Annotated in this window: 17 protein-coding genes; 12 read left to right on the forward strand and 5 right to left on the reverse strand. The window is 48.7% G+C overall.

Annotated elements, in window-relative coordinates; translation table 11 throughout:
• The first annotated feature begins 59 nt into the window (after positions 1-59).
• The 11 genes from MKZ24_RS10020 (at position 60) to MKZ24_RS10070 (ending at position 9688) form a co-directional block, all read left to right on the forward strand.
• Positions 60-1028 (forward strand): ABC transporter permease, encoded by a 969-nt coding sequence (locus MKZ24_RS10020; RefSeq protein WP_042139871.1) that lies wholly within the window; start codon positions 60-62, stop codon positions 1026-1028.
• Between the two features lie 21 nt (positions 1029-1049).
• Positions 1050-1925, forward strand: coding sequence for a carbohydrate ABC transporter permease (locus MKZ24_RS10025; protein WP_039305372.1), 876 nt, complete (start codon positions 1050-1052; stop codon positions 1923-1925).
• Between the two features lie 46 nt (positions 1926-1971).
• Positions 1972-3087 (forward strand): glycoside hydrolase family 88/105 protein, encoded by a 1116-nt coding sequence (locus MKZ24_RS10030; protein ID WP_042139870.1) that lies wholly within the window; start codon positions 1972-1974, stop codon positions 3085-3087.
• 125 nt (positions 3088-3212) lie between these two features.
• Positions 3213-4553, forward strand: a complete 1341-nt coding sequence (locus tag MKZ24_RS10035; RefSeq protein ID WP_340782553.1) for a glycoside hydrolase family 28 protein — start codon at positions 3213-3215, stop codon at positions 4551-4553.
• A gap of 459 nt (positions 4554-5012) precedes the next feature.
• Entirely contained in the window at positions 5013-5708 is a 696-nt protein-coding gene (gene vanR, locus MKZ24_RS10040; protein ID WP_340782556.1) for a VanR-ABDEGLN family response regulator transcription factor, read from the forward strand.
• Positions 5709-5742: 34 nt separating this feature from the next.
• The gene (locus tag MKZ24_RS10045; protein ID WP_052416860.1) at positions 5743-6843 is read left to right on the forward strand and encodes a sensor histidine kinase; all 1101 of its coding nucleotides are present in this window, start codon (positions 5743-5745) and stop codon (positions 6841-6843) included.
• Positions 6836-7381 (forward strand): VanZ family protein, encoded by a 546-nt coding sequence (locus tag MKZ24_RS10050; RefSeq protein ID WP_340782559.1) that lies wholly within the window; start codon positions 6836-6838, stop codon positions 7379-7381. The genes MKZ24_RS10045 and MKZ24_RS10050 overlap by 8 nt, the downstream gene beginning before the upstream one ends.
• A gap of 255 nt (positions 7382-7636) precedes the next feature.
• Complete coding sequence (locus MKZ24_RS10055) at positions 7637-7849, forward strand: ATP-binding cassette domain-containing protein (RefSeq protein WP_340782562.1); 213 nt, start codon at positions 7637-7639, stop codon at positions 7847-7849.
• The gene (locus MKZ24_RS10060) at positions 7792-8436 is read left to right on the forward strand and encodes an ATP-binding cassette domain-containing protein (RefSeq protein WP_340782564.1); all 645 of its coding nucleotides are present in this window, start codon (positions 7792-7794) and stop codon (positions 8434-8436) included. The genes MKZ24_RS10055 and MKZ24_RS10060 overlap by 58 nt, the downstream gene beginning before the upstream one ends.
• Complete coding sequence (locus tag MKZ24_RS10065) at positions 8433-8900, forward strand: hypothetical protein (RefSeq protein WP_340782566.1); 468 nt, start codon at positions 8433-8435, stop codon at positions 8898-8900. Before MKZ24_RS10060 ends, MKZ24_RS10065 begins: the two co-directional genes overlap by 4 nt.
• An 8-nt stretch (positions 8901-8908) precedes the next feature.
• Positions 8909-9688: a hypothetical protein gene (locus MKZ24_RS10070; protein WP_340782570.1), complete on the forward strand. Its 780-nt coding sequence runs from the start codon at positions 8909-8911 to the stop codon at positions 9686-9688.
• A 229-nt stretch (positions 9689-9917) separates the two neighbouring features.
• Here the strand turns inward: MKZ24_RS10070 and MKZ24_RS10075 are convergent, their stop codons facing one another.
• The gene (locus tag MKZ24_RS10075) at positions 9918-10157 is read right to left on the reverse strand and encodes a hypothetical protein (RefSeq protein WP_052416726.1); all 240 of its coding nucleotides are present in this window, start codon (positions 10155-10157) and stop codon (positions 9918-9920) included.
• A 3-nt stretch (positions 10158-10160) separates the two neighbouring features.
• Positions 10161-10739 carry a TetR/AcrR family transcriptional regulator gene (locus MKZ24_RS10080; protein WP_340782573.1) on the reverse strand — a complete coding sequence of 193 codons (579 nt, stop codon included), beginning with the start codon at positions 10737-10739 and terminating at the stop codon, positions 10161-10163.
• A gap of 199 nt (positions 10740-10938) precedes the next feature.
• On the opposite strand from MKZ24_RS10080, the gene MKZ24_RS10085 reads away from it, so the two are divergent.
• Positions 10939-11949, forward strand: a complete 1011-nt coding sequence (locus MKZ24_RS10085; RefSeq protein ID WP_042239529.1) for a ketoacyl-ACP synthase III — start codon at positions 10939-10941, stop codon at positions 11947-11949.
• Positions 11950-12277: 328 nt separating this feature from the next.
• Here the strand turns inward: MKZ24_RS10085 and MKZ24_RS10090 are convergent, their stop codons facing one another.
• The 3 genes from MKZ24_RS10090 to MKZ24_RS10100 all read right to left on the reverse strand — a co-directional run bounded on the left by MKZ24_RS10090 (position 12278) and on the right by MKZ24_RS10100 (position 14672).
• A complete protein-coding gene (locus MKZ24_RS10090; protein WP_340782576.1) occupies positions 12278-12868 on the reverse strand; it encodes a chloramphenicol phosphotransferase CPT family protein in 591 nt (196 codons plus the stop codon).
• A 120-nt stretch (positions 12869-12988) separates the two neighbouring features.
• Positions 12989-13423 carry a hypothetical protein gene (locus MKZ24_RS10095; RefSeq protein ID WP_340782577.1) on the reverse strand — a complete coding sequence of 145 codons (435 nt, stop codon included), beginning with the start codon at positions 13421-13423 and terminating at the stop codon, positions 12989-12991.
• Between the two features lie 232 nt (positions 13424-13655).
• On the reverse strand, positions 13656-14672 hold the full coding sequence (locus MKZ24_RS10100) for a LacI family DNA-binding transcriptional regulator (protein ID WP_042243464.1): 1017 nt from the start codon (positions 14670-14672) through the stop codon (positions 13656-13658).
• Positions 14673-14928: the final 256 nt, after the last annotated feature.

Below are 14928 nucleotides of genomic sequence, written 5' to 3' on the forward strand. Positions count from 1 at the left end.
AGCGCTTCGGCAGCCTTTTTTTCAAATATAGAAGAATTTACAGAGAAAGGAAGAGAATCATGCAGGAAGTTACCGCCCAGCCCCGTGTAGTTCCCGAACCGAAGCCTAAGAGCTATAAGAGCAGCAGCGAGCTTAAAAAACGGCTGTGGAGAAACAAATTACTCTATGTGATGCTGATCCCCGGAGTGCTGTATTTCATTGTATTTAAATATTTGCCGATGTACGGACTGATTATCTCCTTCCAGGATTACAAGCCTTACCAAGGGATTACAGGGAGCGAGTGGGTTGGAATGAAGCATTTCAGCCGCCTGTTTACCGAACCTGATTTCCTGAATATTCTGGGGAATACCCTGATCCTGTTCGGGATGAATATTCTGATTTATTTTCCGATTCCGATTATCCTCGCCCTGATGCTCAATGAACTCAGAGGCACTTTTTTCAAAAGATTCTTCCAGACCCTGGTCTACCTGCCCCACTTCATGTCCTGGGTTATCGTCGTCTCGATTTCCTTCGTCATGGTGACGATGGACGGGGGGATTATCAACGAACTGCTGGCCTACTTCGGATTCTCCAAAATCAATTTCCTGCTGAGTCCCGGCTGGTTCAGACCCATGTACATCATTCAGGTCATCTGGCGGGAAGCGGGCTGGGGTACGATTATTTATCTGGCTTCCATCGCTGCGATCGATCCCGGGCTCTATGAAGCTTCGCGTATGGACGGAGCCGGAAGGCTCAGACAAGTCTGGCATATTACACTGCCGGCGATCCGCGGAGTCATCATTACCCTGTTTATTCTGAAAATCGGTTCCGTACTCGATCTTGGATTCGAACATGTCTACCTGCTGCTCAATTCCATGAACCGGGAAGTTGCGGAAATTATCGATACGTATGTCTACACCGCCGGGCTGCGGCAAGGGCAGTTCAGCTATAGTACAGCCATCGGCTTCTTCAAGTCGATCGTGGGTCTGATCATGGTGGTGACCGTCAACAAGGTATCCAAGAAAATAGGAGAAGAAGGCGTATATTAAAATGCCGCAGGAGGAATTGAAATGGTAGAAGACCGTACGATTAGCGGTAGAATATTCTCCGCTGTCAACTTTACACTGCTTGCCATCATCGCGCTGGTAACGGTGCTTCCCTTTGTCCATGTAGTAGCAGGGTCCTTCACAACCAGCGCAGAGCTGGCGGCCAACAAATTTGTACTGATTCCGAAAGTGTGGAGTCTGGAGGCCTACAAATTTATTTTCTCAACGAATACAATCTTCAGAGCCCTGGGTGTGTCGATCGGGGTAACACTTATAGGGACTTTGTTCAGTATGTTCATTACGTCGCTGATGGCTTACGGTCTCTCCCGCAGGGATCTGGACGGACGCCGGGTATTTAACTTCCTGGTAGTATTCACGATGCTGTTCCACGGCGGAATGATTCCAACGTTCCTGGTGGTCAAAGAGCTGGGCCTGATTGACTCGTATTCAGCATTAATTCTCCCGTCGGCGATCAGTGCCTTCAATATGATTATCCTGAAGAACTTCTTTCAGAACATTCCTGAAGGACTGGAGGAATCGGCCAAAATCGACGGCTGCAACGACTTCGGCATTCTGTTCAAGATCGTATTGCCTTTATCGCTGCCGGCGATTGCCACGATCTCCCTGTTCTATGCGGTGACGTACTGGAACACTTATATGAGCGCCATTCTGTATCTGGATAACAGCGCCAAGTGGCCGATTCAGGTCCTGCTGAGACAGATTGTCGTGCTGGCCAGCGGGATGGATCACAGTGCAACGCTCGATGGCACGGTGCCGCCGCCGGATCAGACGATCAAAATGGCTGTAATTGTGGTAGCAACGCTGCCGATTCTGATGGTGTATCCATTCCTGCAGAAGCATTTCGCCAAAGGCGCGATGCTGGGCTCGATGAAGGGCTGATGCTGAGGGCAGGCCGGGTATTCTGAAATATGAAAGGGGTATAACAATGATAGGCAGTCTGCCGCAAACACCTTTAGAATGGGCGCAAAAAGCCTGTGATTCTTTGATGGATACGTATCAAGCGGGGGAGCTTCCGCCTGCGCACCGCTGGCATTATCACCAAGGCGTGTTTCTATGCGGGATGGAGCTGCTGTGGGAGGCTGTCCAAGAGGACCGCTATATCGAATACATCCAGCAGTATGTGGATGATCTGGTAGATGAATACGGCAATTTCTATTTTGCCCGGGATGAGCTGGATGCCGTACAAGCGGGGCTGTTGCTCTTCACGCTGCATGAACGGACCGGCAAGCTGAAGTACCGGGAGGCTGCGGCTAAGCTCAGGAATCTGCTGCGGACGCTGAACAGAACCTCCGAAGGCGGCTATTGGCATAAGGACAAATATGCGAATCAAATGTGGCTCGACGGGCTGTATATGGCCGGGGTCTTCTCCCTGAAGTACGCGAATGCTTACGGGGAAGAAGACTTGCGCGCAGCGGTGCTGCACCAGGAGCGGCTGATGCGCAAATATATGAAAGACGAGGCTACCGGCCTGCTCTACCATGCCTGGGATGAGAGCCGCCGTATGCCATGGGCGAATCCGCAAACCGGCTGCTCGCCGGAGTTCTGGAGCCGGTCGCTCGGCTGGTACGGGCTGGCGCTCTCGCAGTTCATGGATGAGCTGCCGGAGAAGGATCCGGGGCGGGCCGAGCTGGCCGCCGAGCTGAGCGGCTTCGTGCAGGCGCTGATCCGCTATCAGGACCCGCAGAGCGGTCTCTGGTATCAGGTGGTCGATAAGGGAAATGAGCCGGATAACTGGCTGGAGACCTCCGGCTCCTGCCTGTTCGTCTACACGATTGCCAAAGCGGTGAAGCTGGGCATTCTACCGGCGGAGGCTGAAGCTGCAGCGGCAGCGGCGGCACGGAAAGGCTACGAGGGCTTAATTCAGGTGCTGGAATGGGATGAGCAGGACCGGCTGATTCTGCCGGATATCTGCATCGGGACCTCGGCGGGAGATTACCGCAACTATGTAACCCGCCCGAAGGTCAGCAATGACCTGCACGGAGTAGGGGCGCTGGTGATGGCCTGTGTGGAGATGCAGGCGTTGTACCCGGCCAAAGTGTAGCAGAGCCTGAGGCTGGCGGTTCGGCAGAATCGTAGTGGAGTTTGAAGTGGCTGTATCCGGCGGAAAGCGCAGCAAAGCTTGAGGCTGCCTGGACCAGCAGTGGATTAGTAGAAAGGAGGCGCGCAGTGTTTAATATTGCGGATTACGGAGCGCTCCGGGATAGCGGGGTTCCGGCAACGGCAGCGATTGCGGACGCGATTGAAGCGGCGCATCAGGCTGGCGGAGGTACGGTGTATGTTCCGGCGGGCACCTTCCTGACAGGTGCCGTGCGTTTGCGCAGCAACATAGAGCTCCATCTAAGTCCCGGAGCGGTATTGTCCTTCAGTACCGATCCGGCGGATTACCCGGTCGTGGTATCACGGTGGGAAGGAGTGAAGCAGGAGGTGCACGTGGCCTGCATTTATGGGGCGGAACTGGTGAACGTCTCGATCACAGGCAGCGGGACGATTAATGGAAACGGTGCACCCTGGTGGGAGAAGCACCGGAATCACCCGGGAGAGCTGGAGTATCCCCGCCCGAGATTGATCGGCCTGGATAATTGCAGCCGGGTGACCCTCCGGGATCTGACGCTGATTAATTCTCCCAGCTGGACCGTGAATCCGATCGGCTGCAGCAATGTGATGATCGATAATCTGTCGATCCTGAATCCGGCAGATTCGCCGAACACGGATGGCATTAATCCTGAGTCCTGCCGTGATGTCCGCATCAGCAACTGCCATATCGATGTGGGCGATGACTGCATTGCCATTAAGGCAGGCACCGAGGACACCAAGGAGCGGATTCCCTGCGAGAATATCACGATTACGAACTGCGTGATGGTCCACGGCCACGGTGCGGTGGTGCTGGGCAGTGAGATGAGCGGCGATATCCGGGGCGTGACGATCAGCAATTGTGTGTTTAAGCAGACGGACCGCGGCATCCGCATGAAATCGCGGAGAGGGCGCGGCGGGATCATTGAAGATATCCGTGTCAGCAACATTGTGATGGAGGATGTGATCTGTCCCTTCACGCTTAACCTGTATTATTTCTGCGGGCCGCGGGGCAAGGAGAAGTATGTTTGGGACAAGAACCCATATCCGGTAACGGAGGAGACCCCGCAGTTCCGGCGGATTCATTATGCCAATATTACAGCCCGCAATGTTCACGCTGCGGCGGGATTCCTGTACGGGCTTGCCGAGCAGTATGTATCGGAAATTACTTTCACTAATATTGATATTTCGATGGCGAAGGATGCAGTGCCCGGCCATCCTGATATGATGACAGGCATCGAGAACATGCAGCGCCGGGGATTCTACCTGGGCAATGTCCGCGATGTGCAATTTCAGCAGGTCAGTATTGAGAACCACGAAGGACCGGCCTTTTACGTTGAGAATGGGGAAGATGTGGAGTTTCTGAACTGCCGGTCGCGGAACACGGCGAAGCCGGAAAAGCTGGTGGAGCAGGTTACGGTGGAACCAGCGGGGTGATGAATTTCAGCAATCCCGGGGATGAAATCTTCCGGATTTAGCAAGCAAGCTGAACAATAAGAGCCTGGTCCTGTTGAGGGACCGGGCTCTTATTGTATGATCAAGGCAGCGCAGCCGATGAAAACCTATATCAGCCAAATGTCACCAAGCGCACTCACACGAGACTTAGTTATGAAAGAACTAATATCGTTTGCCTTATATAACGAACCCGTATATGCACAACAGGAATATTGTACAATTCTAGATACAGTATCCTGCGAGCAAGTTTTGGAGCAATTATCGGCCTGACTCGACATGGGAGAAGAAACTTCTATTGTAGTTGATGAAGGTTTGCCGGATGGAAGCTTGTCCACGATATTAGGATAATCTTAAGAAGATAATAAGAAAAATACCACAAAAGCTTCTGGGATTTTCTGATACAATGGCTGTATTTCATGCAGTGAAGGCGGCGATACCCAAATGATTGAAAATATACTGGTGGTGGATGATGAGCAAGCTATCACCGATCTTATCGAAATCTACTTGAAAAATGAAAATTACAACGTTACTAAATTTTATACTGGGCAAGATGCCCTGAGATATATTGAGCGCGAAAAGGTTGACCTCGCTATTCTGGATGTTATGCTCCCGGATATGAACGGGTTTACTGTGTGCCAGCGTATCCGGGAAAATCATCATTTTCCTGTCATTATGCTTACGGCCAAGGATGAAGAAACGGACAAGATTACGGGTCTTACTCTGGGGGCGGATGATTATATGACAAAGCCGTTTCGTCCGCTTGAAATGGTTGCAAGGGTAAAGGCACAATTGCGCAGATACAAAAAATATCAGCCCATGTCAAAGCCGGACGAAGGCATCATATCGTATTCGGGATTAGTTATGAATGTGAACACGCATGAGTGTTGGCTTAACGAAGAAACGTTGTCCCTTACGCCCACGGAATTTTCAATCTTGAGGATGCTGTGTGAGAATAAAGGTAAAGTGGTCAGCTCTGAACAATTATTTCATGCGATATGGGGCAATGAATATTACAATAAAAACAACAATACCATCACTGTGCATATCAGGCATCTGCGGGAAAAAATGAGTGATTCCGTGGATCATCCGAAATGGATTCGGACGATATGGGGGGTGGGGTATAAAATTGAAAAGTAAAAAACAATTGACTGTGAATTATGCAAAACTAAGAATGAAAGTATTTATTCGGATGCTTATGCTGATTCTCCTTGCTCTTGTGGCAGTGGACGGACTGTATCTATTAGTGCGGGGACGGCTGGGAGAGGGTGGCATCCGGCTGTTGCAATACGTCACTGGCTACGAATATAAACACGCGCTTTCCATTTATGAAAGTGTACTTCGTGAACATTGGGAAATTATTATGCTGATAGCCATATCGGCTTTTTTTCTACTATTTTTCTATTTTTCTTTATCATGGTTTACTAAATATTTTAATGAAGTCAATACAGGAATTGATGCCTTAATTCAGGATGATGCCGAGATTAAGCTGTCGCCGGAGATGTCTTCAATGGAAGAAAAGCTGATATTTGTTAAGCAAACTCTTCAAAACCGTGCGCTGGAAGTACAGGTGGCAGAGCAAAATAAACGAGATCTGGTGATGTACCTGGCCCACGATATCAAAACACCGCTGACTTCAGTCCTGGGATATTTAAGTTTGCTGAATGAAGCCCCGGAAATGCCGGATGAGCAGCAACGACATTATATGAAAATAGCTTTGGATAAAACCTATCATTTGGAGAGTTTAATCAACGATTTTTTTGAAGTTGAACGGTATAACCAGCAAACGATCCAGCTGAATAAGCAGATTGTCGATATCTCTTATATGCTGATCCAAATGCCGGATGAATTTTACCCTTCTCTCACGCCTGCCGGTAAAAAGATGATTGTTGATGTAGAAGATACTATAACGGTCCATGGGGATTCTGAGAAATTGGCACGGGCATTCAACAATATTCTGAAGAATGCCATTGCCTACAGCGATGATAACAGCACGATTGAGGTATCAGCGAAGGTTCATGAGGGGATGGCAACGATTACCTGTCTGAACACCGGAGCGATGATCCCGCTTGATAAGCAGGATAAAATATTTGAGAAATTCTACCGCCTGAATGATGCCCGTTCAACGAATACCGGAGGCTCGGGGCTTGGACTCGCCATAGCTAAGGAAATTGTAACCCGTCATGGGGGACAGATCGATATGCAGAGCGAAAACAGGAAAACGGTATTTCGTGTAAGGCTGCCGCTTATTTCACAAGGAGGTCAAGATGGTTGATTTAATGGGTTATTTTATCATAGGAGGTATTCTGATCGTCGCGGTCATGGTACTCTATCTGCCGGTATTTTTCTTGCTGAAGGGGCGGGTAAGTTCAGTCCGGCAACTATGCATTTTGTTTTTTGCCGGGTCCTGTCTTGTTGTGCTGTACGCTACTATCTTTTCGGCCTGGGGGGAAGACGCCTTTCACCCGGAGCACTATCATTTGAATCTCATTCCCTTAAGCGGGTTAGAAGCCTCGGAAGGAATGTCAGAGGATAAAATGATTGTGCAGGCCGTTGCCAATATCATTATGTTTCTGCCCTGTGGTTTTTTTCTGCCCTCGGTCTTTTTACGGCTGCGGTCCTTCGGCCGAACGGCATTAATAGTATTTGCCGCAAGCTCCTCTATTGAATTTTTGCAATATTTTCTTGGGGCAGCTGCAGACATCGATGATATTATCCTGAACTTTTTGGGAGGAATACTCGGCTATGCCTTGTTTGCGGGGTTCTCCCGTTACCTTCAGCACCATAAGCGTACTCTCAAAGGTCGGCAGTAATCATCCGATAACAGCGAAAATTAATATTTTCTTAGGATTCTCTATATTAAATGACGATGCAATCTTAAAGTTCAATCTGCTTGCCTGCGGTAGAATAAATACCGGGTAAGCAGATTTTTGTTTGTAATGGCAATTATACAAGATTTCCAGGGAGGACGGAATATGGAATTGGTGCTGGATAAGCTGACCAAATAATTTGGACGTAAAACCGCAGTTGATCAAGTGACGATTCGAATGAAGCCCGGAGTGTACGGCATGCTGGGAGCGAACGGGGCTGGCAAAACAATCTTGATGCGCATGATCTGCGGTGTGCTGAAACCTACTCGGGGCACTGTTTTTTTTGGATGGAAGGGCTGTGGAGGATCTAGGGGAGGATTATCGCAATCTCCTCGGATACCTTCCGCAGGATTTTGGATATTATCTCGGATTTCACCGCCGAGGATTTTATGCTCTATGTTGCCGCGCTGAAGGGAATTCCCCCGCAGAAGGCCAGGGGCCGCAGCAAAGAGCTGTTGGCACTGGTTGGACTAACTGAAGTCTCAGCTAAAAAAATTCGCACTTTTTCCGGTGGGATGAAGCAAAGATTGGGAATTGCTCAAGCAGTTCTTAACGACCCGCGCATCTTGGTGCTGGACGAACCCACAGCCGGACTTGACCCGAAGGAGCGGGTGCATTTCCGTAAATTAATTGCGAATTTCTCCAAAGACAAGATCGTTATACTATCTACTCATCTTGTATCCGATATCGAATATATTTCCGACACGGTTCTAATGATTAAGGATGGAAAGCTGATTATTAACCGTCCGGCCGACCATATCGCTCACGAAATGGTCGGCAAGGTATGGAGATGTGTGGTGCAGAAGGAGAAGACCGAAGAGGTCAGCCGTTTATTCTGTGTGGCCAATCTGCATCACGGAGATGACAATACGGTTATACTCCGTGTGCTCAGCGATGAGATTCCGCTTGAGGGAGCCGTGAATGAGGCACCTACGCTTGAGGATTTGTACTTGTATCATTTTCAAAATGACATTGCTGAATACAGGGGGATCAAATGAACAATTTATTCAAATACGAGTTTATGAAAATTGCCAAAAAGAGAATGAATCTGATCGTGGTTCTGGTCAGTTTGTGCTTAACCCTGTTCCTATTTATCTTACCTGTCAAAAGTTACATTTCCCTGGAGCGGGATGGACGTCAGATCAATGGCCTTGCCGCCATCCGGCTTGAGAAGGAGTACGGCCAAGAGCTTGCAGGTACGCTCACTGAAGAGCGGGTAGCAAAGGACATAGCAGCCTATCAAACATTATTCTCCAAGCCTGAGCATGTGCTCAAAGACGGGAATCAGGTGAATCTGAAGGATGACATTTATGCCCGTTATGTGTTGCCGTATTACTCTTATTACAAAATGATTGACGATGCTTTTTTGGAGCCGCAGGTTACAGATAATGGACTTACGGTGCTCCGGGATATGAAGCTCGGGATCCCGCAGGGTTCTACCAGGCTCGTGCGGACAAGGTGAAGAATTATTTGAATATTGATTTTTCCGACTGGAACTATTCCTCACAAGAGAAGGAATTCTGGAATGCCAAGAACAGCCAAGTGGAAGCTCCTTATGTATACGGCTACCATGCCGGCTGGAAAAGCTTGTTCCAGTGTTTCGAGTTGCTGATTGTTTCCATTATAGCTATCTGCATTTGTATTGCTCCTGTTTTCGCAGGAGAATATCAAACAGGTGCGGACAGCGTCATTCTGTCCACCCGATACGGAAAATCCAAATTAATAAAGGCGAAGATTGCAGCGGCGTTCTTGTTTGCCTTGCTGGTCTTTACCGTTAATCTTTTGTTGGCTGTCGGAATTCAGCTTGTTGCGTTTGGAACGGGAGGCTGGAACCTGCCGCTGCAAATTTTGAATGTTACGATTCCCTACCCGTTCTCCCTGCTGGAAGCAGCATTGATATGCCTAGCGGTTCTTTATTCGGTACTGATTGGGATGGTCTCGGTAACCCTCCTGCTGTCCGCCAAAATGAAAACAGCGTTTGTAGTGCTTGTAATAGATGTGCTGATTATTTTGCTTCCTGTCTTTTTGGGACTTAGCGGGTCGAACGGCGTACTGAATCATATTCTGATGCTGTTTCCGTACATGGCGGTTCAGCCCGCATTTCTCGCCGAGTATACTTCGTATTTTTCTTATCCGTTTCCCGGACAGACGGTAGACATTATCACCATGAGGATTGTGTTTTATGTGGTGATATGTTTAGTAAGTCTTCCTTTTATCGGGCGTGCATTTAAGCGTCATCAGGTCCAGTAGGTTTAGTCCGGTGATGGCAAGCCATTCCGTTTTTTGCCGGTAGCCTGAAAGCTGTTTGTACAATGACGGAGCCTTTTATTTGCTCAACCTTCTCAATATATCTTTTTTCTTCAAACCGTTCTTCTTGGCAGTAGCATTCCAGAAGGAGTGGGTCGCGGCGAATTTCCAGGCGAAGCGCGGGAAGTTCGGGCTGAACAGCAGGGATTCATCTGCGCTTCTGGATTGGATATTAGCTGCCGTACATACATTTGCTGATGATAATCAGTTCATCGCTTTTGGAGAACAGCTCACCCAGATGGTTATAGCCATCCCGTATCACGCATGCGCCGGGCGTCCGGGTCCAGCAGCCGAAGCAGCCCATACACTGCCGGATGGTGCCATTGTCCGAGATAACAGTCAGCTCTCCTTGCCCGCCCTCTGCCCATCCTGCGAATTCCTGCTCCTGCAGATCGTGCACAATCGTTCTCATGGTTCATGTCTCCTTAACTACAGATTCAAGCGCTAACAAATCACGCCAGTTCCCCGAATAACGCACCCCGTTATTGGTAAGCAGTGAAGCAATACCGTGCACCATCGCCCAGTGTGATATCAACTGACGGGAGAACTCTGCTTCCGGCAGTCCGATGCTTGTGAACAACTGATAGGTAGTGGTCCGGAATAGAACGAATGGCGGATAACTGTCGGAATTATAGTTGTCTAAATCAATGACTAAGCCGGAGTGGTAGAATAAAAACTGGAAATATTGCGGATGTTCCATGAAAAAATCAATGTAAGCCTGCCCCAGCTGGAACATCGCTTCCTGGCGGTCCTCCTGGCCTTGAACGGATGCACGCAGGGACTCCATGAATTGCTCTGTGACATGCTCACCCATGGCGGATACCAGCTCATCTATATTTTTGAAATGGCTGTAGGGGGCAGTGTGGCTGACCTTGCATTCGGCTGCGACCTTGCGCAGGGAAAAGCTGTTGATGCCGTCTGTGTTAATAAGCTTAATGCCTGCTTCTATAAGCTGGCTCCGTAAATTGCCGTGGTGGTAGGGTTTATCCGTCACTTCCTGCAGCCTTCCTTTCCGTATCTTTACACTGTAAAGATTGTAACATCGAAGCTTTACGATGGTAAGATACATTGATCACACCAGGCGGTCTGGAAATCATTCTCACCTGTAATTTTTTGCATAGTCATTTGGTTTAAGTTATTATTAGTACCAAGTACTAATATCAGATACTAAAATAAATAATGAGGTGATATTCATGAAGGGTGCAAGAATTACAGCGATCGGCTCTTATGTGCCGTCCCGGAGACTTACGAATCATGATCTGGAGCAAATGGTCGATACCAATGACGAATGGATTGTTCAGCGGACAGGCATCCGGGAACGCCGAATCAGCCGCGAGGATGAATATACCAGTGATTTATGTGCGGCCGCCGTGCAGGATCTGATGAAACGTTATGGCAAAAGTGTACAGGATGTCGATATGATCCTCGTGGCTACCAGTACGCCCGATTTCTCTTTTCCGTCCGTGGCAGCCATTGTGCAGAACCGTCTTGGTATTCCGCTTACTTCGGGAGCGATAGATATGAGCGCCGCCTGTGCCGGGTTTGTCTACGCGCTGCACACCGCCCATGCGCTGGTTGCTTCCGGACTGCATCATAAAGTGCTGGTCATCGGCGCTGACACTCTGTCCAAGATCACGGATTACACGGACCGCAGTACCAGTATTCTGTTCGGCGATGGTGCAGGGGCCGTGCTTGTGGAGAGCGGCGGGGATACAGATCACTTCTTAGGGTTCAATCTCGGCAGCGACGGGAGCGGAGCGCAGCATGTCTACCGCACGGGGCTGGCGGACAAGGTGAACGGAGTGGAGCTTGCCGCTACTGGCATGCTGGTACAGAACGGGCGTGAGGTCTTCAAGTGGGCGGTCCGGACAGTTCCGCAGGGGGTGCAGCAGGTGCTGCAGAACGCAGGAGTTGATCTTGCGGAAGTGGACTGGTTCATCCCGCACAGCGCCAATCTGCGGATGATTGAACCGATTTGTGAACGGCTGAATTATCCGCTCGAACAAGCGCTATACAGTCTGGAATATTTCGGAAACACCTCGGCGGCCAGTATTCCGCTTGCCCTCGATCTTGGCATCCGCGAAGGGAAAGTGCGGGATGGCCAGCGGATATTGCTGTACGGATTCGGTGCAGGCCTCACCCACGCGGGCCAATTGGTCAGCCTGTCACTGGACCCGCAGGTAGGTGCTCCAACAGCTCTTTAATGTCAGCAGAAAATACTCATAAGAAGATCCACATCGGACATTTCTCCTTTCTCATGAAATTAGTTTAAAGCATATCAACTAGAGTGCACTCTATATCAAGGCGGTTACCGAATTATTAAATCGTCAGATATCGTGAGATATGTATTAGAATAGCCACAACTATGGAAGACAGCGGCAGCCGTGGACGAGAAAACAAAGTCCCAGCCTGCCGCTGTTTTAATGAGATATGGTTTCCTGTTAGAGCTTAATTCCGAAATCCCTCGGGCAGACCGAGGGGGGCAATAGCACCAATGCTGCTAAATATGTTGTTATCTGATAGATTCGCCTTCTATGAAACGCTAATCTCTCTTTTACTTAATTTCTTAAATGCAGAGTAATCCTGATCGGATTTAATATAACTTAATATTTTATCCGCGCATTTTGCGGGACTCAACTCTTCCGTATTTACTTCAAGGTCATATTCATCAAAGGAATATATTGTGTCGTACTGGGAATTCGCTAGCCCAATTTCTCGATCTCCTCTGATTTGCTCTCTACTTGTAAGTTCTTCTTTCGAGCATAATACGCATACAAAAAATGTAGGATGATCGAACAATAGATCAAGGTAATCATTAAACCGCTTGTCATTGTCGATTACGGTATCCACGATTACATTCAAACCCATTTCTGAAAACAATTTAATTGTTGCATAGTACACTGAGATTATGGGATCAAAAAGAATTTGTCCGACATTATCCACTTCTCTTGTAGGTTCAATATTTGGAAATTTATTATCAATAAAATCATTATAATTACCAAAGAAATCATCTATGGATAAATGATGAAAAGGAATCTCTTTCTGCTTTTTCAATTCCATAGAAATACTGGTTTTTCCTGAACTTGAAGTTCCGTTCAAGAATACAATAAGTCCTTGTTTCAAACGAATCACCCTCACATATAAGTTTTGCGCACTTTTAGATAACGTCATATTCACAAAGTTCATGAAAAAATAAGGCTCTGCAGGGAGGCATCACCATTCTCCGGTCTCCGCTATACGTGTCTACTTTACTTTATTCAATAAGATTGTCACCATTCTGCTCAATGTCCCTTGATCGACAAAAGGAGCAAGGCTTGCCAGCAGATCTGGGCTAAGCTGCTCAGCTTCGACTCCAATAATCAACTTCTCGAGATTCTCCCTGTCCAAAAAAGCTGCGAGGCTTATGATCCGATTCGCATCGATGGTACCATCTGTAGCCCGGTCTACCAAGCGGCTTAACGTCGTTTCTCTGCTAATAAAGGGTGCCAGCCCTTGAACGGAATTCCAGCTCACGCTGCCTTCATCTTGATGAACCAGTTCATCCAGTATACCTGTTCCAAGGAACGGAGCCAGCCGCATGATCACCTCTAAGGTAAGGCTGCTGCTGTCTACTCGTTCTGTAACCTTATGCAGAGCGCTTGCTTTTTCAAACGGCGCTAACTCTACAAGCTCTTCCATCTCCACCTCACCGGTATTGACCATCTCTGCAACTTGGTCCGGCCTGCTCTCTTTTAAACACAAATAATGGGGACCAAGCCGAAAAATGGTCCCCATAACCAGAAAAACGGTACCTTGAACCATCCCATCAAATGAGAGATTATAGTATCGAAAGCGGTTTCAGTATGCTTCAGGTAAGCGGAATGAAGAAACAGAGGGGAGGTAGTAATCTGCACCCGGAAGAAGGCGCAGCTCAGCGGTTCAACCCGCTTCCGCAGGATTCACGGATGATCAGCGCCGGCTCAACCACGAAGGAGCCGCCTTCCGACTGATTGTTAATGAGATCGAACAGCATATGGGCCGCGAGTACACCCAGCCGTTCCTTGTTCTGGCGGATTGTAGTCAGTGTCGGACTGGTATACTGGCAGGCCTCGATATCATCACAGCCGATGATGGCGACATCCTCCGGTACACGGAGGCCATGCTCCTTCAAGGCGCGGACCGCTCCAAGGGCGAGCAGATCGGAGGCGGCGAAGATGGCTTGCGGCAGACTGCCGGTCTGGATCAGCTGCTTCATGGCCGTGTAGCCGCTGGGCTCGAAGAAATCGTCACCATGCACGAACCAATTGGGATTCATCGTCAGACCGAAACCGGCAATGGCTTTGACATAGCCCGCTTCCCGGCGGTTGGAGATATCCGAATCGGCCGTACTGCCGATGAAGCCGAGCTCCCTGTGGCCGAGCAGATAGAAGTGCTCCACCACTTTGGAGGCAATCTGGTAATTATCTGACATCACATAGCCGGATTTCTTGCCAGTCAGCTCCAGGTCAACGCCGATGCAGGGAATATTGCTCCTATCCAGATCCTGTATGGCAGGCTCCATCTGTTGTCCGGAGATAATGACGCAGCCATCCACATGGAAATGCAGGCAACGCGAGAAATAATCGCCGCTGCTGATGAATTTCTCATTGGAAAAGAAGATCAGGTCGTAACCCAGCACGCCCATCTGCTTCTTGAAGGAATTCAGTACCTCTACAAAAAAAGGATGGGTAAACTCCACATTCAGCTCACCGGCAAAAATAACCCCGATCAGATTGGACTTCTTGGTAGCCAGTGTCTTAGCGGAGCTTGAGGGGGTATATCCGGTTTGTTCGATAATCTCCAGCACTCTTTGCTTCGTTTTTTCGGAAACATCGCTGTAATTATTCATTATTTTCGAAACCGTGGATACAGAGACCCCGGCCATTTCGGCAATTTTTTTGATATTCATCTGCATGCTAAAGTCACCCCCGTTTAATAGTTGTAACAGGGCCAAAAGACGGGTATGCCAGGGTTTCTCAGGCTATAGGGCCGTTCATCGGACACTCGGCTGCTGCTAAGCAATAGTTCTTTCTAGAGTCTATTCAACTTGCCGAAACAAGTCAAAGGTTTATTGCGCTCAAGGGATAAGTATAGATATTATCGAAACCGATTTCGATTACAGCTGAGAAATACCCGGCCATGCAATTGTGAACGGGTGAGACTGG

It is taken from the genome of Paenibacillus sp. FSL R7-0297 (assembly GCF_038009025.1).
Lineage (GTDB): Bacteria > Bacillota > Bacilli > Paenibacillales > Paenibacillaceae > Paenibacillus_AQ.

Coding starts and splice junctions, on each gene's coding strand:
- MKZ24_RS10030 (WP_042139870.1), top strand. CDS start 1,972: ATGATAGGCAGTCTGCCGCAAACACCTTTAGAATGGGCGCAAAAAGCC.
- MKZ24_RS10045 (WP_052416860.1), top strand. CDS start 5,743: ATGAAAGTATTTATTCGGATGCTTATGCTGATTCTCCTTGCTCTTGTG.
- MKZ24_RS10065 (WP_340782566.1), top strand. CDS start 8,433: ATGAACAATTTATTCAAATACGAGTTTATGAAAATTGCCAAAAAGAGA.
- MKZ24_RS10050 (WP_340782559.1), top strand. CDS start 6,836: ATGGTTGATTTAATGGGTTATTTTATCATAGGAGGTATTCTGATCGTC.
- MKZ24_RS10085 (WP_042239529.1), top strand. CDS start 10,939: ATGAAGGGTGCAAGAATTACAGCGATCGGCTCTTATGTGCCGTCCCGG.
- MKZ24_RS10055 (WP_340782562.1), top strand. CDS start 7,637: ATGCTGGGAGCGAACGGGGCTGGCAAAACAATCTTGATGCGCATGATC.
- MKZ24_RS10100 (WP_042243464.1), bottom strand. CDS start 14,672: ATGAATATCAAAAAAATTGCCGAAATGGCCGGGGTCTCTGTATCCACG.
- MKZ24_RS10020 (WP_042139871.1), top strand. CDS start 60: ATGCAGGAAGTTACCGCCCAGCCCCGTGTAGTTCCCGAACCGAAGCCT.
- MKZ24_RS10075 (WP_052416726.1), bottom strand. CDS start 10,157: ATGAGAACGATTGTGCACGATCTGCAGGAGCAGGAATTCGCAGGATGG.
- MKZ24_RS10025 (WP_039305372.1), top strand. CDS start 1,050: ATGGTAGAAGACCGTACGATTAGCGGTAGAATATTCTCCGCTGTCAAC.
- MKZ24_RS10095 (WP_340782577.1), bottom strand. CDS start 13,423: ATGGAAGAGCTTGTAGAGTTAGCGCCGTTTGAAAAAGCAAGCGCTCTG.
- vanR (WP_340782556.1), top strand. CDS start 5,013: ATGATTGAAAATATACTGGTGGTGGATGATGAGCAAGCTATCACCGAT.